We start from the raw sequence: 23,447 nt of genomic DNA on the forward strand, positions 1-23,447 counted from the left end.
GAATATGAGGAGGGTAAGGGCAGCGCAGTAGGGACGATTCTCAAGCCGTAGGTTCAGGTGAAACTCGCTCAAGCCAGACCATTCATCATAAGCAAGTATAAACTAAATGTGGGCTGATTGCCAGGAAAAGTATCCTGACCATCAGCCCACATTTAATGTACTAATAAGTATATCTTAAACGATTACCACTTGTAAGATGCACCTAGCTGGAAGCGGGCACCGTTTGCTCTTGTAAAGTAATCGTTACGGCCATACCAGTAAGCCTGTGGCAGGTAATACGATTCATTTAGCAGGTTCTCAATGCCTAGGTTCAGGTTCAATTTCTCTGTTGCCTGATAAGTGCTAGCTAGGTTAAACACGTTAAATGATTTTATTGGACCTTCGCCAGATACGTAATTGCCTTTTGCGTTTGGTTCAAACCTGTCTCTTTCGCCTGAGTAAATGTGCTGCAGGTTGATGTTCAGCTTCGCAATTGGCTTAATGTTGATGTAAGAGGTAACCTTAACCGGAGGAATACGCGTGCTATTCAGGTAGCGATCCGCGTCGTCAAAATACTCCCCATTGTCATCAAAGTCAATTTTACCTTCGCTGTAGGCTGCATTTGCGCCAATTGTCAATTTGCTGGTAACAAAGAAGTCAACCAATGCCTCAAAACCTTCGATACGCTCCGGAGCACGCTCAATAGAGTAAGTGCCTTCATCATTTGCCTTCAGGTTAGCACCCAATTTAGAAGTGCTCACGAAGTATGCTCCGCTAAAGGCAAACTTACCCAACTTGCTATGGAAACCGGCTTCATAATTATTTACAATTACTGGCTCCAGGTTCATCTGGGAAATATAATCTTCTTTGGCTCCACGTACATAACGGCCTACATCGATCATGGAGAAACCCTGCGAGTAGCTGATGAATGGTTTGAAGGCCTGTATGCCTGCGTAGCGCAAACCAAAGTTATAAGTGTTGGCATCAAATTTTAATGTACCTCCATTTACATAGTCACCACCTGCTCCGCTAGCTAATACCAACTGCTGAAAATCATCTACAGAGATTTTTACGTTGTCGTAACGATAGCCTGCTTTAAAGATGAAGTCGTTGTAGAGGTTTAGTTGCAACTGCGCGTAGGGTGCCAGGTTGTGAAGGTCCATTTCAGGTACCCAGGTACGGCCATCTACCAGCGGCTGCGATGTTACGTCATTCATATAGTCAACACCGTAAGTAAGCTGTGCTTTGATGTCGTTATTGATCTGAAACGGAGTATTCAGATTTACTCTAAGGCCTTTCTTGTCTGACAAGATGGTAGACTGTCCGCCGTCTTTAAAGTATGTTGTCCAGCCATAAACGGTGTAGAAGTTCTGCATGTAAGCGCTCACATCTACAGTACTGTTCAGGAACAGGTTTTTACCAGTGTAGCGCAGCTGTGCATTATGGTTGTAGCGCGTGCCCTCTTCAATGCCTTTTACTTCACCTTTCACACCTATACTTGGTGTCTCGCCATACTTGCCGTTCTGTAATACATATTCGGTGTCCTGAAGGCTACCGAAGTAGTTATACATGGCTTCTACACGGTGGTTGTCGTTGATGTTATAGCCTAATTTACTAAAGCCATTATACATTTTGGTTTCGCCTAAGCCATATAGGGGAGAGATAACCAGCCCTTCACCGTCTTTCAGAACACCTGTTTTCTCGTAAGTGCCACTGGCAACGTAGTCAAATCCCTTTATTTTACCGGAGAACTGTTGCGAAATGCGACCTCCAAGGGTGTTTTTGCTATTAAACAACATACCTGTACCTGCAACAGAAGTATAGGCACTAAAAGGTTTGTCAGTGTTTGGCTGCTTGGTGATGTAGTTGATCAAACCACCATCTGCGCCGTTGCCATACACAGCAGTAGCGCCTTTTACTACTTCTACACGCTCAATGGCTGCGGGGTCAATAGTACGTACGTCGCGGCTGCCGTTTCGCAGTGGGGTAGACTGCGGGATCCCGTCTACCATGATCAGTACGTTACGTCCTCTCAGGGTCTGGCCTACATTGCTGGTGCTGTTGCTTTGCAAGGCAAGGCCTGGAACAGTAGCTGCCAGTATGTTAGATATATTGGAGTTAATCTGGGTTTGCAGCTGAACAGTACGCGAATCGAGCACGTGCACTGATGCAGGAGTTTCATCCAGAGCTTCTACGCTGCGGCTCGCTGACACAATAACCTCATTTAAGGTATGTTGGCTGGCACTGATATTAATATCAAGCTTTAGTATCTGGTTGTCTGCTAACGATACTTCTTTACGGATAGTGTTATATCCTACACCGCCAACACGTAGCACATATGTACCAGAGGTTATATTATTAAGCTGGTAATAGCCGCTTGCATCAGTGTGGGTGCCTTTATCTGTTCCCTCTATGGCGACAGTAACCATACTTACAGGGGTATTCTTGGAGTCGGTAACTATACCTTGTATAGTAGCAGGAGCATTTTGTGCACTGACACCAAGGGTATAGAGTAAAACAAAAACGAGGAGTAGTAACTTTCGCATTTTTATGGTTGGATTATTTAGACTGATTCTATTTTGATGCAAAAGTATTATCTGATGTTATGCCATGCAACCTTTATTTAAACTAATTCTAAATAATTTTAGGTGATTGTTATCACTTTTTTAACCGCAACGAAAAACGCCTGCCACAGCAAAGTGGCAGGCGTCTAAATAGTTAATGAAAATTTATAATCTTACATTTTAACAAACTCTACTCTTCTATTATTTGATTTGGCTTCTGGTGTACTGTTCTTATCGAGCGGCTTTGATTCGCCCATGCCTTTTGCCTTTAACCTGTCAGTGGCAATACCTTGTTCTGTTAAGTATACTTTTACAGCTTCGGCACGCTGCTGGCTTAGCTTCAGGTTAGAGTTGTCGTCTCCGTCGCTGTCGGTGTGACCCTCAATGCTGAACTTTAAGCTTGGCTGTTCCTGCATTAGCTTGGCTATACTTGCCAGTGTACCCACAGACTCTGGTCGGATATCAGCTTTGTTCACATCGAACTTAATGCCATAGGTTACTATTTTACCGTCTGCCATTACCTGGTCGTACAGTTTTTTGCCGCCTTCGGCAATCATCACGTTTTTAACCATGGTGTTTGCCTCAATTCGTTTATCAACTTCGATACGCAGCGAAGCAGGTGTGCCTTTTACATTAGGTATGTTTATAAGACGCTGGTTGTCCAGGTATACTTTCATGCTGCGTTTATTGAAAGAAATAGCAACATGGCGCCATTGGTTCTTAATATCTTGTGCTTTTAATTCTTCAGATTCTGAGCCATAATCCTGAAACCTGATGCCATTTGCTCTGATAGCAATCGGCTCCCAGAAATCACCATGCTTGGCTTCGATGAAATTAGAGGCTTTGGGTATAAGAAAAATTTCATACTCCACATTTGGGTTGTCACTGTCGAAGAAGATGTCGAACTCTATGGTGAAGGTTTCAGGCAGGTACTCTGTTTTGGTCATGAGCGGCTGCACGCTGGTGCCGTAGCTTACTAAGTTTATGGCGCGATCATCGCCCAATACTGCTACTTCAGCGTTTCCTTTATTTAAGTCCCAGCGTGACGGAAATTCCCCAATCTCTTCTCCTGCTAAGTTATCGGCAAATAGTACTTTGTCACCCGGCACAAAATCATACTTTGTCCAAGCCTTAATTTTCTCCGGATTGTTTTCTTTACTGGCTGCAGCTCCGTTTGCAGTAGCTTTACCGGCAGCTGTTGGTTTTTTGCCATTCAATGCTCCATCAATTGATTGGTCAATCTTCTGGTCTATTTTCTGGTTTACCTTGTTTTTGATTTTGTTGCCAATGTCGAATTGGGCGTAAGAAGGAGTGCTGAACAGCAATGCCATGGCCGCTGCGCATGCAGCAGATAATACAATTTTTCTCATAGTTTTTGGGTTTAGGTTCGAGTCAGCAAATTTATAAATACTTTGAATTAAATCAATATTAAATTTGATAATTTAATTGCCATGGCATTGATAATTAAATTATTAATATTCATTAAAACCAGATGTTAAAGCGTTTTGTAAAAAATAAAGGCCTGCCACTTTTCAGCGGCAGGCCTTTTATACTTTATAGCGATTTATACTTACGCTACTTCTTCTTTATTTCTCATGCGGTTACGCTCATTCTCGTCTAAGTAGATCTTGCGCATACGCAGGCTCTTCGGCGTTACCTCCAAGTACTCATCCTTCTGGATGTATTCCATGGCTTCTTCCAGTGAGAAGTTTTTAGCAGGAGCGATCTTAGTGTTATCATCAGAACCGGAAGCACGCATGTTTGTCAGCTTCTTACCTTTCTGGATGTTCACTGTGATGTCGTTCTGGCGATTGTGCTCACCAATTACCTGACCCATGTAAACATCTACACCCGGATCAACGAAGAACACACCTCTATCCTGAAGTTTATCGATAGAATAAGCAGTACCAGGTCCAGTCTCCATAGAGATGATAGAACCGTTGTTACGTCCAGGGATTGCGCCTTTGTACGGCTCGTAGCTCTGGAAACGGTGGTTCATGATCGCCTCACCGGCAGTTGCTGTAAGCACGTTGTTACGCAGACCAATAAGGCCACGCGCAGGGATGTTGAACTCAAGGTGCTGCAGGTCTCCCTTAGGCTCCATGATCGTAAGCTCACCTTTACGCTGCGTTACAAGCTCAATTACTTTACCAGCTGTCTCTTCCGGCACGTCAACTACCAGGTGCTCGATTGGCTCGTGGCGCTGGCCGTCAACTTCTTTATAGATTACCTGTGGCTGACCTACCTGAAGCTCATAGCCTTCGCGGCGCATAGTCTCGATAAGTACAGACAAGTGCAGGATACCACGACCAAATACAAGGAATGTATCTTCACGGTCAGTTTCCTGTACACGCAGTGCCAGATTTTTCTCAGTTTCTTTGAACAGACGATCGCGCAGGTGACGTGATGTTACGAATTTACCCTCTTTACCGAAGAAAGGAGAATTGTTGATCGTGAACAACATGTTCATGGTAGGCTCGTCGATAGAGATACGCGTTAATGCCTCTGGGTTCTCCGCATCAGCAATAGTATCACCAATATCGAAGCCTTCGATACCTGTTACAGCGCAAATTTCGCCGGCAGATACTTCCTGAACTGTTTTCTTACCAAGACCTTCAAATACCTGAAGTTCTTTAATGCGACCTTTCTTGATGCTTCCATCTGCTTTCATTAAGCTGATAGGCATACCTTCTTTCAATGTTCCACGGTGAACGCGACCAATCGCGATACGACCTACGAAAGAAGAATAGTCAAGAGAAGTGATCTGCATCTGCGGAGTACCTTCACGGAACGGAGCAGCAGGAATCACATCAATGATCGCATCTAATAAAGGAGTGATGTTATCAGTTGGCTGTGTCCAGTCGGTGCTCATCCAACCCTGCTTAGAAGAACCGTAAAGCGTTGTGAAGTCCAGCTGGTCTTCTGTAGCATCCAGGTTAAACATCAGGTCGAATACCTGCTCGTGCACTTCATCAGGACGGCAGTTTTCTTTATCCACTTTGTTTACTACCACAATCGGCTTCAGGCCAAGCTGGATAGCTTTACCAAGTACGAAACGTGTCTGTGGCATGGCGCCTTCAAAGGCATCCACCAATAGTAGCACACCGTCAGCCATCTTAAGAACGCGCTCTACCTCACCACCGAAGTCGGCGTGACCAGGCGTGTCAATGATGTTGATCTTAACGTCTTTGTAACGAACCGACACGTTCTTAGAAACGATCGTGATACCACGCTCGCGCTCCAGGTCGTTGTTGTCCAGAATAAGGTCGTCAAACTGCTGGTGCTCTGCGAATAGCTTAGAAGCATGGATGATCTTGTCCACGAGCGTTGTTTTGCCGTGGTCTACGTGTGCGATGATCGCAATATTTCGAATATTTTGCATTGAATAGGTTTTTCGAGCCGCAAAAGTACTGAAAAGGGTTTAGATTTTCACTAGTTAGCTCGAAATAAACAGGTTATGATACTATTTTTTTATTGAAAGCCTGTAATTTGGCAGGCTAATGGGCAAACACAAACTATTTATACTTTGTTTCCTAAGCAGTTAGGAAATTTAACATAAGCCAAAGCCAAGTATAAACTATGGTCGTAAGTATAAGTATGAAAGCACTAATTTTTATCCCATTGTTTGTCCTGCTAAGCCAGGCTGCCTGCACCCAGCAAGACAAAACCACCGACCTTGATTATACAACAGCCACCAGCGGACAAGAGCCACTGCCAGACTATGTGCGCCAGGCACTTAACAGTGAAACTCTGGCAGATACCGTGGCGCGCACTGAAGAGGAGTGGCTTAAGCTACTGACAAAAGAAGAGTATTATGTGCTACGCGAAGAAGGCACGGAGCGTGCTTTTGCCAATGAGTACAACGATAACAAAAAGGAGGGAATTTACTACTGCGCAGCCTGCCATAATCCCATGTTTACTTCCTACACAAAATTTGACTCCGGCACCGGTTGGCCAAGTTTTTATGCGCCCATCTCTAAAGAGCGTGTAAAAGAAGTAGAAGACCGGACTATGGGGATGGTAAGAACTGAGGTGGAGTGCGCACGCTGCGGATCTCACATCGGCCACGTTTTTCCGGACGGACCGGAGCCTACAGGTTTGCGCTACTGCCTTAATTCCGTGGCCCTCGATTTTGAGCCGAAAAAATAAACCTTCAGAAACACTCTCGGTTTTACCTTTGCTTTGCCTGACTACATGCGTGGCAACAGCTTTTTTACATCTACTTTTAAACAAAAATGAATCACAGAATTGAGGCGCTTCAAGAGGCGCTGCTGCAGCATCGGCAACGACTGCTCGAGCACAACGTGTACCAAAGCCTGGAGACGCTAGAGGATCTCAAAACATTTATGCAGCACCACGTTTTTGCCGTGTGGGATTTTATGAGTTTGTTAAAAGGGCTGCAGCGAGACCTGACTTGTGTTACATTGCCATGGGTACCAAAAGGAAGCCCAGTTACACGACGCCTGATAAATGAAATTGTGCTGGAAGAGGAAACAGACGTAGATCAGGAGGGTAACCCGGTAAGCCATTTTGAACTGTACCTGCGTGCCATGGAGGAATGCGGAGCAGATAAAACACAGATAAACTCAATGCTGAAGAGTATAGCAGAAGGTATGAGTGTAAGCAGTGCCCTTGACCATATATTGGTAGATGCGTCTGTAAAACATTTTGTGCGCAACACATTCAGCATTATAAAGTCGGGCAAAACACACGCATTGGCAGCTGCCTTTACTTTTGGCCGCGAAGACTTAATACCAGATATGTTTCGCAACCTAATTGCAGACTTAAACGAACGCTTCCCAGGTAAGCTTGATACTTTTATTTATTACCTGGATCGCCACGTGCAATTAGACGAGGAAGTACATACACCTCTAGCTTTGCAGATGGTTAGCGAATTATGCGGTGATGATGATGAAAAATGGCAGGAAGCACTTGATATATCCATTGCTTGCATTGAGCAGCGCATTGCGCTGTGGGACGGAATACGGAGTATATTACCAACGGAAGCGTCTTAATTGTTGGTTGCTGTTTTAGAAACTCTCATTTGTGGCTGAGAAAGCCGGATGTAACCGAAACATTTAAAACACTTACTCCGGCACATATAACAATCATCTATCAGCAATCAACAATTAATAAAATCCTCCCGTACTTAATCTAAACACAAAAAGTATAGAAAAATGGTAGAACTACATTCCGAAGCAGATAATATAGAGAACACGGCTCAGTGCATAATGGATGCCTTTAAGACAAATAATATTAAAGAAGGAGAAACTCTGCGGTACCAGGAGTTATACCCATACTTGCAGGAGCGCTACCCGCATTATAAAGATGTTCAGAAAGAGGCGGAGCAGCACTTATCAAAAGAAGGTTTCGTAAACCCGGCACCAGATGGCCTGATGTTAACACAGGTAGGCGCTGCTAATCTCTACAATAACAAATAAGAAATCCCAGGTTAATGCTAAGCTGGGGCAAAGGCGACAGGTAATTTATACTTGTTGCCTTTGCTGTTTTAAGAGTATACTTTAGTTTAACTCCTGTTATACTTCGTATATACTTATAAGCCAAAGGTATAAAGTTGGATTTAAGTATAATACTCAGACAAATGAAAACGAACATTGCATATATAACAGGAGCATTTTTAATAAGTATAGTTAGCTGTACCTCGCTATCGGAGGGGCAGGAGAGCCTGCCGCCTGGCGTGGTTACAGAACAAAGGGTAAGCTACAGGGAAGGTCTGAACACAGATGTGCGGGTGCGTATGAACGAGCAGGCAAGCGAGATAAACCGCAAACGAAACATCGAAGAATTCGATAGAAACGAGCCTGCTATGACACCTCCTACACTTCGTCCTCAGCATTTGCCCTATTCACCTATAGATTCTACCCGGCATACCATTTATTGGCCGATAAGACCGGTTATAAGACCCATTAGGGTAATTCCTGGCAACTAAACTAAAAGCCCCGGCCTGTATTTAAGCCGGGGTTTTTAGTTTGATATTACTTCTTCTTTTTCTTCTCTTCCTCTTCTTTAATTTCCTGTACAGGCTCGTCGCCTACATGCAATTCATCTGGCTCCAGGTCTACATATACTTCGTTTTCTTTGGGAGTATTTATTGATTCGCGGTCAGCCTCTTTGGGTGCAGGATCTTTATCTATTTTCTTACGCTTTTGTTCATTGCCCAAGCTTTCGGCGTGGTGTTTCTCAGTACGGAAGTTATCTTTATTCTTCATCTCAAAGTATAGGTAAGGTGATGCTTTGTCTTACGGAAAAACGGGGCAGAGGTCATACAGAAAACCTGATTTTGCCACTTTAAGAGTTAAGGGCGATGCAATCCGTTCGCTATTTGTATATTTGCTTTTTTTAAGACGAGACATGACAAATACACCAAAACGCTATACTGTAACAGCTGCTCTGCCTTACGCCAATGGTCCGGTTCACATCGGGCACCTGGCCGGGGTATACTTGCCAGCTGATATCTATGTGCGCTACCTGCGCCTGCAGGGCCGCGACGTGAAGTTTATCTGTGGATCTGATGAGCATGGCGTGCCGATAACGATTCGGGCTAAGAAAGAAGGCATTACACCGCAGCAGGCAGTAGATAAATACCACGAGCTGATCAAGAAATCGTTCGAGGATTTCAATGTGTCATTTGATGTGTATGACCGCACTTCCTCTAAAATACACCACGAAACGGCCTCTGATTTTTTTAAGAAGCTGTATGAGGAAGGTAAATTTATAGAGCAGACAACGCAGCAGTACTACGACGAGAAAGCACAGCAATTCCTGGCGGACCGTTACATTGTAGGCACGTGCCCGAAATGCGGTAACGAAAATGCCTATGGCGACCAGTGCGAAAGCTGCGGTACCTCACTTAATGCAACAGACCTCATCAACCCTAAGAGTACACTGAGCGGCGCTGTGCCGGTTATGCGTGAAACAAAGCATTGGTACCTGCCCCTAAACGAGTATGAGCCATGGCTGCGCGAGTGGATCGTAGAAGGCCACAAAGGCGACTGGAAGCCAAACGTGTACGGCCAGTGCAAAAGCTGGATCGACCAAGGGCTACAGCCGCGTGCCGTAACCCGCGACCTGGATTGGGGCGTGCCTGTACCAGTAGAAGGGGCAGAAGGTAAAGTGCTTTATGTGTGGTTTGATGCGCCTATCGGATATATCTCTGCTACAAAAGCTCTGACAAATGACTGGGAGAAGTACTGGAAAGACAAAGACTCCAAACTGGTACACTTTATTGGCAAGGATAACATCGTGTTCCACTGCATCATCTTTCCGAGTATGCTGAAGGCGCACGGCGATTATATACTTCCTGACAACGTGCCGGCCAACGAGTTCCTGAATCTGGAAGGCGACAAAATCTCTACCTCCCGCAACTGGGCGGTGTGGCTGCACGAGTACCTGCAGGATTTCCCGGGTAAAGGCGATGTGCTGCGTTATACCTTGTGTGCCAACGCTCCGGAAACCAAAGACAACGACTTTACCTGGAAAGATTACCAAGCCCGCAACAACAACGAACTGCTGGCTATACTTGGTAACTTTATTAACCGTGCGGTAGTGCTTACCCAAAAGTATTACGATGGTGCCGTACCAACCCGTGGCAAGCTTACAGACTACGATAAGGAGGTGCTGGGCGTGCTGGAAGGTATGCCAATGGTAATTGCAACTTATATTGAGCGTTACCGCTTCAGAGATGCCCTGGGTGAGCTGATGAACCTGGCGCGTTTGGGCAACAAATACCTGGCAGACACTGAGCCATGGAAGCTGATCAAAACAGACGAGGAGCGTGTGAAGACCATCATGAACATTGCACTGCAGATCTCTGGTAGCCTGGCTATACTTATGGAGCCGTTCCTGCCTGATTCTGCTGCCAAATTGCGCAATATGTTGAACATGGCATTGGGAAATAGCTGGTCTGCTGCAGGGGCATCTGACCTATTAAAAGAAGGCCATGTTATTGGTAAGCCGGAGCTACTGTTCGAGAAAGTAGAAGATGCGGCCGTGGAGACACAGGTGCAGAAGCTGCTGGACACGAAGAAAGCAAATGAAATGGCCAATGCTGTAGCTGAGCCAGCGAAAGAAAACATCACCTTTGATGAGTTTTCTAAAATGGACATCCGCGTAGGTACTATTCTGGAAGCGGAGAAAGTGGCTAAAACTAAAAAGCTCCTGAAGCTGAAGATCGACACTGGCATTGACCAGCGCACGGTAGTTAGCGGTATTGCTGAGTTCTTTAACCCGGAGGAGATCATCGGGCAGCAGGTAAGTATACTTGTAAACCTGGCTCCACGCGATATCAAAGGTATTACCAGCCAGGGTATGATTCTTATGGCAGAGAATGCCGACGGCTCTTTAGCTTTTGTACAGCCAAGCAAGCAGATTGTAAACGGAGGTACCGTTTCATAGAAACACAATAAGAGTAACAAAAAGCCTCATAGTTCACTAAAACTGTGAGGCTTTTTCTTTATAGAGGTGCAAATTAGTACATCTCTATTGTCTCAACTCATCACGGCTGGCTCACCGGCGGCAATTATTAGCTTCTGCTCATTTTGCTCTACTCTTCTTACAACAAAGTAGATCCCAATACTTAAAAATACTGTAAAGACCCCAAGCGACCACCAAAGGGTATCAAAGCTATACTTAGATGCAATGGTTGTACCTAAGTATGGCGCGATAACGTGCGCGGCAGCGTAGGAAATAGTATAAAGCCCCATATATGACCCACGGTTTTGCTCGTTAGACCGCTCTACAGTTATCGTAGACATAAAGGGCATCACCAGAATCTCGGCTATACTTAGCAAAGCCATTGCCAGGTATAAGATACCAACATGATGTGTAGCGTTTAGTAATACAAATGAGAAGCCAAGTAGTAATATCCCCGCTGGTATAATCAGCGATTTTTTAAACTTTTCGCCAAGCAAGTATACTAGGATCATTTCTAAAGCAAACACCAACAGGCCATTAAAACCCAATAACATACCAATGCCTTGTTCCGGTAGTGTGTATACATCTCTATAGTATATAGGCAACGTAGACAGAAACTGGAAGAACACAATAGCAAAGCCACAGTTAATGAGCACAAAAAGTAAGTATAACCCATCAGTATAGGGCGATTTTACCTTAGCTACAGGTCTGGATGCATCGTGCTTTTGCCTCATAGGCTTATGCCCCTGCTTATTTCTAAAGTAAATAAAAAAGAACAGGCCAGCCATAATACAAGTAGCACCATCTGCAATAAATAACCAGTTGTAGGAAATCGCCGCTAAAAGACCTCCAACTGCCGGGCCAATAGAGAATCCCAGGTTTATAGCCATCCTGTTCAGGGAAAAAGCACGTGTAACATTTTCAGGCTTAGCATAAGAGGCTACTGAAGAGGCATTGGCCGGGCGCAGGGTATCATTTACGAGGCTAAGTATAAATACCGCTGCGGCCATATGCTCGAACTGCTGCAGGTGCAGGAACATAAAATATAAACTGCCGCCTATGGTAAGGCTAAAGAATTGTACTTTAAAATGACCGACTCTATCCGTCAGCCAGCCTCCTAAAAAGGAACCACAAACTGAGCCAAGCCCATAGATACTGAGTATAGCACCGGCTTCTTTTAAAGTATAACCTAAAACACCTGTTAAGTAAACACCCAGAAAAGGGATAACCATCGCACCGCTCCTGTTAATGAACATGATCAGTGAGAGCATCCAGGCGGAGTGGGAGAGGCCGCCAAAGGCGTTGCGGTAGAGAGAGAAAACTTTTTTCATAGCTTTGGTAATAAGTAGCGGTAAGCAAATGTATATTTTCTGCCTTACATAAAAAAAAGAAGAGACACAAAACTGTGTCTCTTCATGTAACTATATGATAGCTGAAGGGTAACTACTTCGTATTGTACTGGTTCATAGTGCGTTCCAGGCCAATAGTGCCAAAGGCTATTACCGAGTCAGCTGCCTTTTCAATCAGCGTCTGTAGCTCTATCTGCTCGTCGTCACTGAACTTGCTGAGTACATAATCTACCTGCTTTCCTTTATGGAACGCGTCGCCAACACCGAAGCGCAGACGGGGATAGTTGTTGTGCCCCAGTGTTTGCTCGATGTGCTTTAAACCGTTGTGCCCGCCGGCGCTGCCCTTCATACGGATGCGTATCTTGCCGAAAGGTATGGCAATGTCGTCGGTGATCACCATCATCTGCTCTACAGGCAGTTTCAGGGTATTTAGCCAGTGCTGTACGGCTTTGCCGCTCAGGTTCATGTAGGTAGTTGGCTTCACTAACACGAAGGTGCGCCCTTTGGTCTTTATCTCGGTTACAAAGGAGTGGCGGCTGGTATCGAACTGCGCATCAAACTTCTTTGCCAGGTAGTCCAGCACCATAAAGCCAATGTTGTGTCTGGTTTCAGCATACTCAGGACCAATGTTGCCAAGGCCCACAATCAGGTATTTCATACTTGTATCTTCGGGTAGGGCGGGAGCCTCAGGAGCCATGCCCAGCCACTGTTTTATCTTAATAATGGTTGAATTGCTCAATTGTTAAATCGTTGTAAAGCTTAGCACTATATGAGTTCAGCAATTTAACAGTTTAACCTTCAATCAAAAACAAAAAATCCTGCCCCGCTTGTAGGCAGGACAGGACTTGATGTGTTGAAGCAGTAATTGCTTATTTCTTACCAGCACGAGCTTCTTCCATCTGTGCACTCTTAAGAGCACGAGGAATAGTAACTGTAGCTACTGGAGCAAGTGGGTTTGTAAGGATTTCGTAATCGCCACCTTTGATCTTACCAACTTTGATTGACTTACCAAGCTCAAGATCAGAGATATCAACTTCGATATAGTCAGGAAGGTTAGCAGGAAGAGCTTTCACTTTAAGCTTACGCAGTTTTGTTACAAGCTTACCACCTAGCATTACACCTGGAGAGTTACCTACCATTTTCACAGGAATTTCTATCTTAACAGGCTTGTCTTCCTGTAGCTGAAGAAAATCAACGTGCAATAGCATTTCGTTAACCGGGTGGAACTGTACGTCCTGCATAATTGCTCTGTAGTGCGTACCTTCAATGTTTAAGTCTACTTCGTATACTTCCGGAGAATAAACTAAGTCTCTGAACAGGATAGCTGGTGCGTAGAAGTGAACTTGCTCAGCGCCGCCATAAAGTACTCCTGGTACATAAGACTCATTACGCAACTCTTTCGTTTGCGCTTTACCGAGATTTGCTCTTTTAAACCCTATAATCTCTAAAGTTTTCATAAAAATGAATTTGTTAAAATTTTGAAGCCACAAAGGTAGGGATTAAATTATTGATTATTGAATGGTTGATTGTTTTTTTCTTGTATTGTACAATCAATTCAGTAATCAGGCGCTCAGTTACCTTTCAGGCCCGCTTTTGTAAAATGTTAAATGCTGATTGTTAACCATTGCGAACAACAGTTAACAATCAGTATTTAACAGTTCAGACTATATAAACAGCGAGCTGATAGACTCGTGTGTAACAACGTTATTGATAGCTCTGGCAAAAAGATCTGCAAAAGAAAGCACCTTGATTTTTGAGCTCTCATGTTTAAGTGGAATAGTATCAGATACCACCAGTTCTTCCAGCACAGAGTTCTCTATGCGCTCGTAGGCCGGGCCAGAAAGGACAGGGTGCGTAGCGATGGCTCTCACAGATTTTGCGCCTTTCTCTTTCAACAACTCTGCTGCTTTTGTAATGGTACCGGCTGTATCTACCATGTCGTCTACCAATACTACGTCCATGCCTTCTACATCACCGATCACCTGCATAGAAGCAATTTCATTGGCACGTTTACGGTGTTTGTCGCAAACTACCATCTCTGCTCCGAAGTTCTTGGCAAAGCTACGCGTTCTAACCACACCGCCTACGTCCGGAGATGCAAAGATCAGGTCTGAACCCAGGTTCAGGCTACGCAGGTAAGGTACAAAAATAGCGGAACCATCCAGGTGGTCTACCGGGATATCAAAGAAGCCTTGAATCTGGCCAGCGTGCAGGTCACAGGTCATCAGGCGGTCGGCGCCGCAGCTTTGTATGGCGTTAGCCAATACTTTAGCCCCAATAGAAACGCGTGGCTTGTCTTTTCTGTCCTGGCGGGCATAGCCATAGTATGGCATTACAACAATTACTTTGTGTGCCGATGCGCGTTTTGCGGCATCAACAAGTAACATAAGCTCCATCAGGTTATCAGCTGGCGGAAACGTAGACTGCACAATGAATACTTCAGCGCCACGTACAGACTCGTTAAAGTGTACGCCAATCTCTCCATCGCTGAAACGGGAAATGGTAAGATCGCCGAGCTTAGTGCCGTAAGCGGCAGCTATTTTCTCAGCTAAATACTGTGAGGCGGAACCGGAGAAGATTTTTACCTGTGGCATAATTCTGCTAAATGCTAAGTGTTGATTGTTAGGGTTTAGGTTAACTATGCCTGCAAAGCTACAAAATAAGTTCTATAGCATTGGGTTATTTATGAAGTTTAAATGCGGGGTAATGGTAATAGGGTAAAGCTTGCATTGCTTTAGAGGATAGTTTAAGCAATACACTTATACTATAGAGGAGCTTAATTGGTATTCATGAGCCGTGAGGTGCAAGTGCAGGAAACCAGAGCAGAGACTAGAAACAAAAAAGCCCTTAGATCAGATCTAAGGGCTTTTTAAGTTGTCCGACCAGGGCTCGAACCTGGACTCTTCTGAACCAAAATCAGACGTGTTGCCAGTTACACCATCGGACAAACTACCTACTAAACATCAGGGTGGAAGCCCCTTCGTCGTTTGGTGATGCAAAGATAGAGAGACGATTTTAAACTGCAAACAATTGCTGCAAAATTTTTCAGAAAATTTTAGTCAAAATCTGCTCTGGCGCTGTTTCATCCTGCTTTTTACCTGTTGTATTGCATCTCATTAGTTGCTGTTTTTGCGGCAGTTGCAATAAGTTATAGCAGCTAATTATGTGAAATTCACAGTGTTGTTTTATGGCAATTAACTTAAAAGTATACTCCAGGGGCAAGATCAATATCGTGACGAGAGTTTATACTTTACGTGAAAACGTATGCGTTTTTTTGATGATTTTTGCTGTAGATCTGATTAAGTGCGGCTAGTTAGAATTGCTCTATCCGGCTTTTTTCAATTGTTATACTTGAAGCTAAAAGCTATATTCTTTGGTTAATCACTCCTGAATCTGGTCAAGTGAACCTGGGTTAGTCCGGCTCTACATCAGTTACATTCTCAACTCGAGCATCAATGCTTCCTTTTAAAGTTAAGTAAATGCAGCAGTCAAGGCTTCTGAAAAGGAACTGCTGTTTCAGTTGATTTTCTGTGGTTTAGGAGGTTGTGAGAAGAGGTTAGTAAGAAGAAAAGTATGTGTTTCAGTAGCTTATTATATTAAGAAATATGGTGTTTCCAAGGTTGTATAACACAGAACAAATACATCTTAAAAATTATTATTTTTTCTGGTTTAGTCGTGTCACTAACTGTGGTTTTGTGCGTAATGAAAGTTCTATACTTTACTTATGCTTATGCCAACCACAACACTTAACTCTGATATCATCACGACCACCTGTGGCCAACAGTTAGACCTGAGTACTACTGAGCTGGTGATAGAGCGGTCTAACAGTCTTTTTAGCTATAATATACATAAGCTAAAAACCGGGGAGTACGTTATCTGCGAAAAGTTTTACGCCAACCCGTTTAACAACCGTTATATTTTGTTGAATGACGACCAGATAGAGTTACTGAAGAACCTGTAGTGCAGGTTATACTTGTGATGTGGTTTGAAGCCAACTGACTAAATAAAAAAGCGCAGCCAGTATTTCTCTGGCTGCGCTTTTACTTTTTGCAAAGTATAAAGATTAATTTTCGGCTACACGGCCTCCACCTGCGCTAACTATTGTTCCTCTTCTTTTTTCTCCTCCGTTCTCAATCTCCCTGTTTATCTCATGAATATCTACAGGCTGTGAGAAATCTCCTAACAGGTGCTTAGTAAAGTAGTCACCCATCATCCAGAAAAAATACTCTGTCATGTCGCCGAAGCCGTGGCGCTGGCCTGGCATCAGCATAAAGTCGAAGCGCTTGTTTGCTTTGATAAGGGCGTTAGCCATGCGGATAGTATTAGCAGGGTGCACGTTGTTGTCCACGTCGCCGGTTACCAGCAGTAGGTTACCTTTCAGGTTCTTTGCCAGGTCAGGGTTTTTCTCGATGTTGTATATAAAAGTAGTGTCGCCTTTAGGAGAGATCAATTCTTTTACACCATGGTGCTTCTCGCTCCACCAGCGGTTGTAGATGTTGTTCTCGTGGTTGCCCGCACCCGATACAGCCACTTTAAAGAAGTCTGGGTAAACTAGCATGGCTGCCGTAGACATAAAGCCACCACCAGAGTGGCCGGTAATACCTACACGGCTGATGTCGACAAACTTGTGGCGATCTGCTAACTGTTCGATAGCTGCTTTCTTGTCGGCAAGGCCATAGTCGCGCAGGTTGCCGTAGCCGTAGGTGTGGTACCACTTAGAGCGGGCAGGGTGGCCACCTCTGTTACCCACAGTAATTACCACAAAACCCAGTTGCGCCAAACGGTCGATGCGGTCCATGCTGCGGCCAAACGACTTATTCACCGCTTCAGTCTGCGGACCTGGGTATACATAGGCAATAACCGGGTAGGTTTTAGTAGAGTCGAAGTCGAAAGGTTTATACATTACACCATAGATATCGGTAATGCCATCGTCTGCTTTCACTTTAAACGGCTCTGGGAACTTGTAACCAGTCGTCATCAGGCGGCTAAGGTCTGCTGTTTCCAGGTCCATTACTTTGCGACCTTTGCTATCGTACAGAGTAGATTTAGGGGTAGTGTTTACTCTTGATGCAGTGTTTACAAAGTATGAATTGCCATCGTTCAGGTTGGCATTGTTGTCGAAGTTGCCTTTGTTTAGCAATGTAAGTCCGCTGCCATCGAAGTTGATGCGGTACAGGTGCATTAAGTATGGGTCTTCGCCTGTTTCGCGGCCATTGGCTGTAAAGTATAGCACACGGTTCTTCTCGTCGATGCCTTCTATACTTTCGCAGTGGTAAGGACCTGTCGTGATGCGGTTTTTCAGGTTACCGGCTGCATCATATAAATAGAAGTGTCCCCAGCCATCGCGCTCAGACCAATGGATAAGCTCTTTGCCGCCGTTTACTAAGCCAACACGCTGTACTTCTACATAAGTATTAAAGCGCTCATTGATCACAGGTGTTACAGTGCCGGTTGTAACGTCTAACTGGCAAATGTCGATCTTCTTCAGGTCGCGGCTGGTGCGTGTAAAGTATAGTTTATTGTTAGTGCCGTGCCAGATGCTAGGGCGGTGCTCATCGTCGCGGTTCTTCTTCAGGTCCGGCGCGTCCCACAATCCTAATTCTTGGTCCTTAAAAGCTGAAGTGTTTATTTTCTTAGCTGTCTTGTTCGCAAAGTCAAACACCATTAACTCTCTTTTTGGTGCTTCCTTTTCGCCTGGCATCTGGTATTTGTAAGTTTCCAGTTCCGGACGGCCTTTGGCAGTGTTATGAATTACCCACAGGTCTTTTACCTTACGCTCATCGGTGCGGATGAAAGCAAAGTGCTTTGAATCTGGGGACCAAAGTATACGTGCCGGCTTGCGGTTGTTCTTGTTCTTTTCACGCTCCACATTTGTTTCGCCTCTTGTGTCGCCGTAGCTGTAGTGCTCAATACCGTCTTTGGTAAGCTGGTGCTCTACAATGGTAGTGTCTTTCTCGTTTTTCAGGGCCTTCTGGTAGTTAGCAATGTCCATCCAATATAGGTTGTGCTTACGGGCAAACACTACCACTTTCTCGTCTGGTGAGATAGATGCCCAGCGTGCTCTTGGCTTCGGCTTTTCGTAGTCCTTTAGCTCCTGCAGTTGGCCAGTAGCCAGGTTATAGCGGAAGAAGAATGTCTTTTTCTGAAGTGAGTCTGGAGAAGATTTATCGGTTCTGTCTTTTTTTACTTCATCTACAGTGCTCTTTACCTCAAACTGGATGTTCTGCTCGTCTGGTAAAAACTTCAGGTTCTCGATAGGCAGGTGCTGCGCATCAAAAGGGTCCTGCACGATCATGGTGATGGCAGAGGCCAGTTTGTCTTTGTCAAACAGCTGCTTTTTTGTTTTGGTGGCAGGGTCTACAATATACCAGCTTTTGCCGTTGCTGGTCTCATACTCGTACCAGAACTTGTCTGACTGCTTAAGCCAGTGCGGGTCTATACTTGTGCTGAAGATAAGCTTTTGCAGCTTCTTAGGGGAGAAGCGTGAGGCAAGCTGGTAATTGCCTTTGGCTGGTGCCGGCGACTGAGCCTGTACTCCTAAGCAAAAGAGCAGGAGAAAGGACAGGAGGTAAATTTTTCTCATGTTAGGCTAAAAGTTTAGAAAAGTATTAAGGTGTAAATTAGTATAATAAATTATGTAGCCAGTGCTGGTTTTAGTGCAAAAGCAGAGAAGCAAAAGCATCTATAGTTTGCTTAAAACAATTAAATACCTGCCTTCAGCCACATTTTCCGGACTATAGACAGTCAAAATAAATAAAAGTTTAATCATCGACTTGCATAAATGCACCTGTTGTTAGCATAAATTTACTTATAGTTGTATGTGCATAGTGCGCGGTGGCAAAACTTTTTGAGTTCTTGTATGGATATAAGAGATTAATGCATTAGTTTTGCACCCTGAAATAACTCCGTTACAAAAGTTAATCAATAAATTAAGTCAAATGGCGAATATTGGCAGAATTACCCAGGTTATCGGTCCGGTTGTGGACGTTAGCTTTGCGGGTGAAAACTCTAAGCTACCAAATATCTTGGATGCCCTACAAGTGACGAAAGACAACGGCCAGGTAGTAGTACTGGAGTGTCAGCAGCACCTTGGCGAGGACCGTGTACGTACCATCGCGATGGACTCTACAGAAGGTCTTACTCGTGGCGCTGAAGTAGTTGACTTGGAAGGTCCAATCAAAATGCCAACAGGCGAAGGCATTAAAGGTCGCCTTTTCAACGTAATCGGCGAAGCCATTGACGGTATTCCGCAGCCTGTGAGCACGGGTGGTTTGCCAATCCACAGACCTGCTCCTCGTTTCGAAGATCTTGCTACTTCTTCTGAAGTATTATTCACAGGTATCAAAGTAATCGACCTTATCGAGCCTTATGCAAAAGGTGGTAAAATTGGTCTTTTCGGTGGTGCCGGTGTAGGTAAAACTGTATTGATCCAGGAACTGATCAACAACATCGCGAAAGCACACGGTGGTCTTTCTGTATTTGCCGGTGTAGGTGAGCGTACTCGTGAGGGTAACGACCTTCTTCGTGAAATGATCGAGGCTGGTATCGTGCGTTACGGTAAAGAGTTCTTAGAGTCTCTTGAGCACGGTGGCTGGGATCTTTCTAAAGTAGATCAGGAAGAACTGAAGGAGTCTAAGGCTACCTTCGTGTTCGGTCAGATGAACGAGCCTCCTGGGGCGCGTGCACGTGTGGCACTTTCTGGTTTGACTATGGCGGAGTACTACCGCGATGGTGAGCCGGGTTCAAGCGATGCGGGTCGTGACATCCTTTTCTTCGTAGATAACATCTTCCGTTTCACGCAGGCAGGTTCTGAGGTGTCAGCACTTCTTGGCCGTATGCCATCTGCGGTAGGTTACCAGCCAACGCTGGCAACTGAAATGGGTGCCATGCAGGAGCGTATTACATCTACAAAGCGTGGTTCAATTACTTCGGTACAGGCCGTTTACGTACCTGCCGACGACTTAACTGACCCTGCTCCGGCTACAACGTTCGCTCACTTGGACGCGACTACGGTACTTTCTCGTAAAATCTCTGAGCTTGGTATCTACCCTGCGGTGGACCCTCTTGATTCTACGTCTCGTATCCTTACGCCAGAGGTAGTTGGTGAAGACCACTACAACACTGCGCAACGTGTGAAAGAAATCCTGCAGCGTTACAAAGAACTTCAGGATATCATCGCCATCCTTGGTATGGACGAACTTTCTGACGAGGATAAAATGGTAGTACACAGAGCGCGCCGTGTGCAGCGTTTCCTGTCTCAGCCATTCCACGTAGCAGAGCAGTTTACAGGCCTTAAAGGTGTACTTGTTGATATCAAAGACACTATCAAAGGCTTTAACGAGATCATGGACGGTAAGTATGACCACCTTCCTGAGGCAGCTTTCAACCTTGTAGGTACAATCGAAGACGCTGTTGCAAAGGGTGAGAAAATGCTTGCTGAAGCAAAATAAGTATAAATTAGTTACGAGTTACGAATTCTGAGTTACGGGTTAGCTTCTGCTGCTCATAACTCGGAACTCGGAACTCTAAACTCATAACTAATAAAAATGTATTTAGAGATAATCACACCTGATAAAAAGGTTTTTGCCGGTGAGGTAACAAGTGCCCAGTTCCCGGGAGCCAATGGTTCTTTCGAGGTTCTTGATTCTCACGCTCCACTCATCAGCACCTTGGATAAAGGCAGAATCCGTGTCACTACCAACAAAAGCCAGGAATTCTTTACCGTTGACGGTGGTGTGGTAGAAGTGCTTAACAACAAGATCATTGTACTTGCAGAGTCTGTGATCGAGTAGCAACAGCGCAACTAAGACATAAAAATTCCCCTCCTGTTCGTAAGAGCAGGAGGGGATTTTGTTTTGGGAGTATACCCTTACTGCTTTAGATTAGCTATGGCCGGATTAGGCTCTGAATCTGCTCTTTCTAAGGGGTAATATTCTACAACATCGAAGCTTTTGCCTCCTAGGTCCACATAGAAGTAATGTAGCTGATCATTCTTGTTAAACTCTCCATTCTTATCTATGTCTTCCGAGGTAATGAAGTATATTCTCTTTTGCACGTCAATTATCTGCCAGTCAACAAGCTCCTGCAGATCTGGTGACAGCTTTTGGAGATTATGACCATTTATACTACTTATATAAAGAGATTCAATGTCATCAGTATCTAGTTTCCTGTCCTTATTGGTGTCTTTATCAGTAAGGCTATATAAAAGTAACTGATTCTTGGTAGACTCAAAGATTGAACGGAGAAAAGTAATGGAGCGAATTTTAATCTGCCTTTTTGTTAGTGATGTGAAGCTTGCTGAGTCTACGTGCTGAAACTTTACGTTATCAAAATTTCCTGATATCTCCTGGTTGTTCCTGTAAGCTACTGCAATTCCGCTGTTACCAGATTCGTAAGAGCTCATGTATATATCGGCTCCTCTCTTGTTGGGAGAATACTGTCCTATCGGGTGAATTAGATAAAAAGTACTATCAAAGTGGATTGGAATACTAGCTACCGCAATTGAAGTGCTGTCATCTAAGATTTGATTTTCTGTTTCTGCAATCTCCTGCGCATCATCGTAAACAACCTTAGGTTTAGGATCGGAACAGCTTGTGTTAAGAGCAAGCAATAGTAGTGCTACAATTTTTCTCATTCCAATATTATAATATTAAAGTATCAGGAGCGTGTTCTAGGGTCTGCTATTTTGAGGCTATCATTTCATATCAACAGAAGAAAACCAAGGATTATTCTTCAACAATATAGTAATTTCCTCCTTATCTTACAGCTCGATTTATACTTACTCCCATGCCAAACATTCACCCGAAAACCACACCTATCTACCAAACCTCTGTATTTACTTTCGACGACCTAAACGCGCTGGAGTTATACTTTGAAGAGCCGGGACAAAATTATATGTACACCCGTTACGGCAATCCAAACACGGATGAATTGGCAGAGGAAATAAACAAACTTGAGGGTGGAGTAGGAGGAGTGGTAACCTCTTCGGGTATGTCTGCTATACTTGCTGCGGTCTTGGCAGTTTGCAAGGCTGGTGACCATGTGTTGTGTGCCGAAGAAATTTACGGTGGCTCGGCGGCACTGCTGAGCCAGGAGCTTACGCGCATAGGCATAGAAGTAAGTTACGTGCCCTCTGCCGATACTTATACTTTGGAGCAGTATACCAAGCCAAATACCCGACTGATGCTTGCAGAGACCATGAGTAACCCGTTGCTGCAGGTACTGGACATTGCAAGGCTGGCCCTTGAAACCAAGAAGCTAAGTATAAAACTGGTAATTGATAACACCTTTGCCACACCTGTACTTACCAAACCCTTAGAGCTGGGTGCAGACATGGTAATGCATAGCGTTACTAAATATCTGTCGGGGCACAGTGATGTAACAGCCGGGGTAGTAGTATGCCAACAGCAGGAAGATTTGCAGCGCGTGCAGGCGGTAATGCGCACGTATGGCCTTAACCTGAGCCCTTTCGAAGGATGGCTTGCTGCACGTGGATTAAAAACGCTTCGCCTGCGCATGAAGCAGCATTGCAGCAATGCACTTGCTGTAGCTCAATTCTTGGAGCAGCACCCAAAGGTGGAGCAAGTATGGTACCCGGGACTAGAAGGGCATCCGCAGCACGGGCTGGCAAAAGAGCAGGGGCATGGAATGTTTGGCGGCATGCTCAGTTTTAGGATAGCAGATGATACAGAATCGGTAAATCGCTTTATGCAAGGATTGGCAAGTATACCTTTTGCGCCGTCGCTGGCTGGTGTAAGTACTTCTATTTCATATCCGCTTGGCACTTCGCACCGCTCGCTTAGCCCGGAGCAGCAGCAAAAGCTTGGAATTACGACAGGAGTAATCCGGCTTTCGGTTGGTATAGAAGAGCCCGAGGAGTTGATTGAAGAGCTGGAACAGGCGTTGGCAAAAGTATAAGGGTTTAGCTTTAATAGCTGCCTTGATCCAACCACCCCTAACCCCTCCTTGTCTAAGGCGGGGAACTATGGCACTACTTTTCATTGACATACTTCTTTGTAGAGATTGCTTAACCTCTCTTCCCACAAGATCCTTTCAGGATGACAAGGGTAGAACTAAAGCAATTATGATAAAATTGAGGTTGTAAGTATAATTTCCCGCCTTA

General features: G+C 44.7%; 19 protein-coding genes and 1 tRNA gene. 9 read left to right on the forward strand and 11 right to left on the reverse strand.

The window, feature by feature from the left end; genetic code table 11:
• Positions 1 to 182: 182 nt before the first annotated feature.
• The 3 genes from H8S84_RS10435 to typA form a co-directional block, all read right to left on the reverse strand.
• Complete coding sequence (locus H8S84_RS10435; RefSeq protein ID WP_187067257.1) at positions 183 to 2,525, reverse strand: TonB-dependent receptor; 2,343 nt, start codon at positions 2,523 to 2,525, stop codon at positions 183 to 185.
• A gap of 191 nt (positions 2,526 to 2,716) precedes the next feature.
• Positions 2,717 to 3,913 (reverse strand): OmpA family protein, encoded by a 1,197-nt coding sequence (locus H8S84_RS10440; RefSeq protein WP_187067258.1) that lies wholly within the window; start codon positions 3,911 to 3,913, stop codon positions 2,717 to 2,719.
• A 200-nt stretch (positions 3,914 to 4,113) separates the two neighbouring features.
• Positions 4,114 to 5,925: a translational GTPase TypA gene (typA, locus tag H8S84_RS10445; protein WP_187067259.1), complete on the reverse strand. Its 1,812-nt coding sequence runs from the start codon at positions 5,923 to 5,925 to the stop codon at positions 4,114 to 4,116.
• A gap of 215 nt (positions 5,926 to 6,140) precedes the next feature.
• Between typA and msrB the strand changes: the two genes are divergently transcribed.
• The 4 genes from msrB to H8S84_RS10465 all read left to right on the forward strand — a co-directional run bounded on the left by msrB (position 6,141) and on the right by H8S84_RS10465 (position 8,493).
• On the forward strand, positions 6,141 to 6,692 hold the full coding sequence (gene msrB / locus H8S84_RS10450; protein ID WP_187067260.1) for a peptide-methionine (R)-S-oxide reductase MsrB: 552 nt from the start codon (positions 6,141 to 6,143) through the stop codon (positions 6,690 to 6,692).
• Positions 6,693 to 6,778: 86 nt separating this feature from the next.
• Entirely contained in the window at positions 6,779 to 7,558 is a 780-nt protein-coding gene (locus H8S84_RS10455; protein ID WP_187067261.1) for a DUF3050 domain-containing protein, read from the forward strand.
• 162 nt (positions 7,559 to 7,720) lie between these two features.
• Complete coding sequence (locus tag H8S84_RS10460) at positions 7,721 to 7,984, forward strand: hypothetical protein (RefSeq protein WP_230407128.1); 264 nt, start codon at positions 7,721 to 7,723, stop codon at positions 7,982 to 7,984.
• Between the two features lie 161 nt (positions 7,985 to 8,145).
• Positions 8,146 to 8,493, forward strand: a complete 348-nt coding sequence (locus tag H8S84_RS10465) for a hypothetical protein (protein ID WP_187067262.1) — start codon at positions 8,146 to 8,148, stop codon at positions 8,491 to 8,493.
• 46 nt (positions 8,494 to 8,539) lie between these two features.
• On the opposite strand, the gene H8S84_RS10470 is transcribed toward H8S84_RS10465, so the two are convergent.
• Positions 8,540 to 8,773: a hypothetical protein gene (locus H8S84_RS10470; protein ID WP_187067263.1), complete on the reverse strand. Its 234-nt coding sequence runs from the start codon at positions 8,771 to 8,773 to the stop codon at positions 8,540 to 8,542.
• A 142-nt stretch (positions 8,774 to 8,915) separates the two neighbouring features.
• Here H8S84_RS10470 and metG point away from each other — a divergent pair, with 142 nt between their 5' ends.
• The gene (gene metG / locus H8S84_RS10475; protein ID WP_187067264.1) at positions 8,916 to 10,958 is read left to right on the forward strand and encodes a methionine--tRNA ligase; all 2,043 of its coding nucleotides are present in this window, start codon (positions 8,916 to 8,918) and stop codon (positions 10,956 to 10,958) included.
• A 92-nt stretch (positions 10,959 to 11,050) separates the two neighbouring features.
• On the opposite strand, the gene H8S84_RS10480 is transcribed toward metG, so the two are convergent.
• From H8S84_RS10480 to H8S84_RS10500, 5 genes are all read right to left on the reverse strand, one after another.
• Positions 11,051 to 12,307: an MDR family MFS transporter gene (locus H8S84_RS10480; RefSeq protein ID WP_187067265.1), complete on the reverse strand. Its 1,257-nt coding sequence runs from the start codon at positions 12,305 to 12,307 to the stop codon at positions 11,051 to 11,053.
• Positions 12,308 to 12,419: 112 nt separating this feature from the next.
• The gene (gene pth / locus H8S84_RS10485; RefSeq protein WP_187067382.1) at positions 12,420 to 12,983 is read right to left on the reverse strand and encodes an aminoacyl-tRNA hydrolase; all 564 of its coding nucleotides are present in this window, start codon (positions 12,981 to 12,983) and stop codon (positions 12,420 to 12,422) included.
• Between the two features lie 211 nt (positions 12,984 to 13,194).
• On the reverse strand, positions 13,195 to 13,782 hold the full coding sequence (locus tag H8S84_RS10490; protein WP_187067266.1) for a 50S ribosomal protein L25/general stress protein Ctc: 588 nt from the start codon (positions 13,780 to 13,782) through the stop codon (positions 13,195 to 13,197).
• A gap of 207 nt (positions 13,783 to 13,989) precedes the next feature.
• Positions 13,990 to 14,919 (reverse strand): ribose-phosphate pyrophosphokinase, encoded by a 930-nt coding sequence (locus H8S84_RS10495; protein ID WP_187067267.1) that lies wholly within the window; start codon positions 14,917 to 14,919, stop codon positions 13,990 to 13,992.
• Positions 14,920 to 15,199: 280 nt separating this feature from the next.
• Positions 15,200 to 15,272: transfer RNA gene (locus tag H8S84_RS10500), tRNA-Gln, on the reverse strand.
• A gap of 783 nt (positions 15,273 to 16,055) precedes the next feature.
• Here H8S84_RS10500 and H8S84_RS10505 point away from each other — a divergent pair.
• The gene (locus tag H8S84_RS10505; protein WP_187067268.1) at positions 16,056 to 16,286 is read left to right on the forward strand and encodes a hypothetical protein; all 231 of its coding nucleotides are present in this window, start codon (positions 16,056 to 16,058) and stop codon (positions 16,284 to 16,286) included.
• Positions 16,287 to 16,388: 102 nt separating this feature from the next.
• Here the strand turns inward: H8S84_RS10505 and H8S84_RS10510 are convergent, their stop codons facing one another.
• Positions 16,389 to 18,908: a S9 family peptidase gene (locus H8S84_RS10510; protein ID WP_187067269.1), complete on the reverse strand. Its 2,520-nt coding sequence runs from the start codon at positions 18,906 to 18,908 to the stop codon at positions 16,389 to 16,391.
• A gap of 355 nt (positions 18,909 to 19,263) precedes the next feature.
• Here H8S84_RS10510 and atpD point away from each other — a divergent pair, with 355 nt between their 5' ends.
• Entirely contained in the window at positions 19,264 to 20,775 is a 1,512-nt protein-coding gene (atpD, locus tag H8S84_RS10515; protein ID WP_187067270.1) for a F0F1 ATP synthase subunit beta, read from the forward strand.
• 96 nt (positions 20,776 to 20,871) lie between these two features.
• The gene (gene atpC, locus H8S84_RS10520) at positions 20,872 to 21,117 is read left to right on the forward strand and encodes an ATP synthase F1 subunit epsilon (RefSeq protein WP_187067271.1); all 246 of its coding nucleotides are present in this window, start codon (positions 20,872 to 20,874) and stop codon (positions 21,115 to 21,117) included.
• 77 nt (positions 21,118 to 21,194) lie between these two features.
• On the opposite strand, the gene H8S84_RS10525 is transcribed toward atpC, so the two are convergent.
• Positions 21,195 to 21,959, reverse strand: a complete 765-nt coding sequence (locus tag H8S84_RS10525; protein WP_187067272.1) for a hypothetical protein — start codon at positions 21,957 to 21,959, stop codon at positions 21,195 to 21,197.
• A 152-nt stretch (positions 21,960 to 22,111) separates the two neighbouring features.
• On the opposite strand from H8S84_RS10525, the gene H8S84_RS10530 reads away from it, so the two are divergent.
• Positions 22,112 to 23,242, forward strand: coding sequence for a trans-sulfuration enzyme family protein (locus H8S84_RS10530; protein ID WP_187067273.1), 1,131 nt, complete (start codon positions 22,112 to 22,114; stop codon positions 23,240 to 23,242).
• Positions 23,243 to 23,447 lie beyond the last annotated feature (205 nt).

The sequence above is a fragment of the Pontibacter cellulosilyticus genome (assembly GCF_014306105.1).
Lineage (GTDB): Bacteria > Bacteroidota > Bacteroidia > Cytophagales > Hymenobacteraceae > Pontibacter > Pontibacter cellulosilyticus.

Excerpts from the sequence above, each read along its gene's own strand:
- H8S84_RS10510 (WP_187067269.1), bottom strand. The coding sequence starts at position 18,908 with ATGAGAAAAATTTACCTCCTGTCCTTTCTCCTGCTCTTTTGCTTAGGA.
- atpD (WP_187067270.1), top strand. The coding sequence starts at position 19,264 with ATGGCGAATATTGGCAGAATTACCCAGGTTATCGGTCCGGTTGTGGAC.
- H8S84_RS10490 (WP_187067266.1), bottom strand. The coding sequence starts at position 13,782 with ATGAAAACTTTAGAGATTATAGGGTTTAAAAGAGCAAATCTCGGTAAA.
- H8S84_RS10460 (WP_230407128.1), top strand. The coding sequence starts at position 7,721 with ATGGTAGAACTACATTCCGAAGCAGATAATATAGAGAACACGGCTCAG.
- H8S84_RS10480 (WP_187067265.1), bottom strand. The coding sequence starts at position 12,307 with ATGAAAAAAGTTTTCTCTCTCTACCGCAACGCCTTTGGCGGCCTCTCC.
- H8S84_RS10530 (WP_187067273.1), top strand. The coding sequence starts at position 22,112 with ATGCCAAACATTCACCCGAAAACCACACCTATCTACCAAACCTCTGTA.
- H8S84_RS10495 (WP_187067267.1), bottom strand. The coding sequence starts at position 14,919 with ATGCCACAGGTAAAAATCTTCTCCGGTTCCGCCTCACAGTATTTAGCT.
- typA (WP_187067259.1), bottom strand. The coding sequence starts at position 5,925 with ATGCAAAATATTCGAAATATTGCGATCATCGCACACGTAGACCACGGC.
- atpC (WP_187067271.1), top strand. The coding sequence starts at position 20,872 with ATGTATTTAGAGATAATCACACCTGATAAAAAGGTTTTTGCCGGTGAG.
- H8S84_RS10525 (WP_187067272.1), bottom strand. The coding sequence starts at position 21,959 with ATGAGAAAAATTGTAGCACTACTATTGCTTGCTCTTAACACAAGCTGT.
- H8S84_RS10440 (WP_187067258.1), bottom strand. The coding sequence starts at position 3,913 with ATGAGAAAAATTGTATTATCTGCTGCATGCGCAGCGGCCATGGCATTG.
- metG (WP_187067264.1), top strand. The coding sequence starts at position 8,916 with ATGACAAATACACCAAAACGCTATACTGTAACAGCTGCTCTGCCTTAC.
- msrB (WP_187067260.1), top strand. The coding sequence starts at position 6,141 with ATGAAAGCACTAATTTTTATCCCATTGTTTGTCCTGCTAAGCCAGGCT.
- H8S84_RS10505 (WP_187067268.1), top strand. The coding sequence starts at position 16,056 with ATGCCAACCACAACACTTAACTCTGATATCATCACGACCACCTGTGGC.
- pth (WP_187067382.1), bottom strand. The coding sequence starts at position 12,983 with ATGAAATACCTGATTGTGGGCCTTGGCAACATTGGTCCTGAGTATGCT.
- H8S84_RS10465 (WP_187067262.1), top strand. The coding sequence starts at position 8,146 with ATGAAAACGAACATTGCATATATAACAGGAGCATTTTTAATAAGTATA.
- H8S84_RS10435 (WP_187067257.1), bottom strand. The coding sequence starts at position 2,525 with ATGCGAAAGTTACTACTCCTCGTTTTTGTTTTACTCTATACCCTTGGT.
- H8S84_RS10470 (WP_187067263.1), bottom strand. The coding sequence starts at position 8,773 with ATGAAGAATAAAGATAACTTCCGTACTGAGAAACACCACGCCGAAAGC.
- H8S84_RS10455 (WP_187067261.1), top strand. The coding sequence starts at position 6,779 with ATGAATCACAGAATTGAGGCGCTTCAAGAGGCGCTGCTGCAGCATCGG.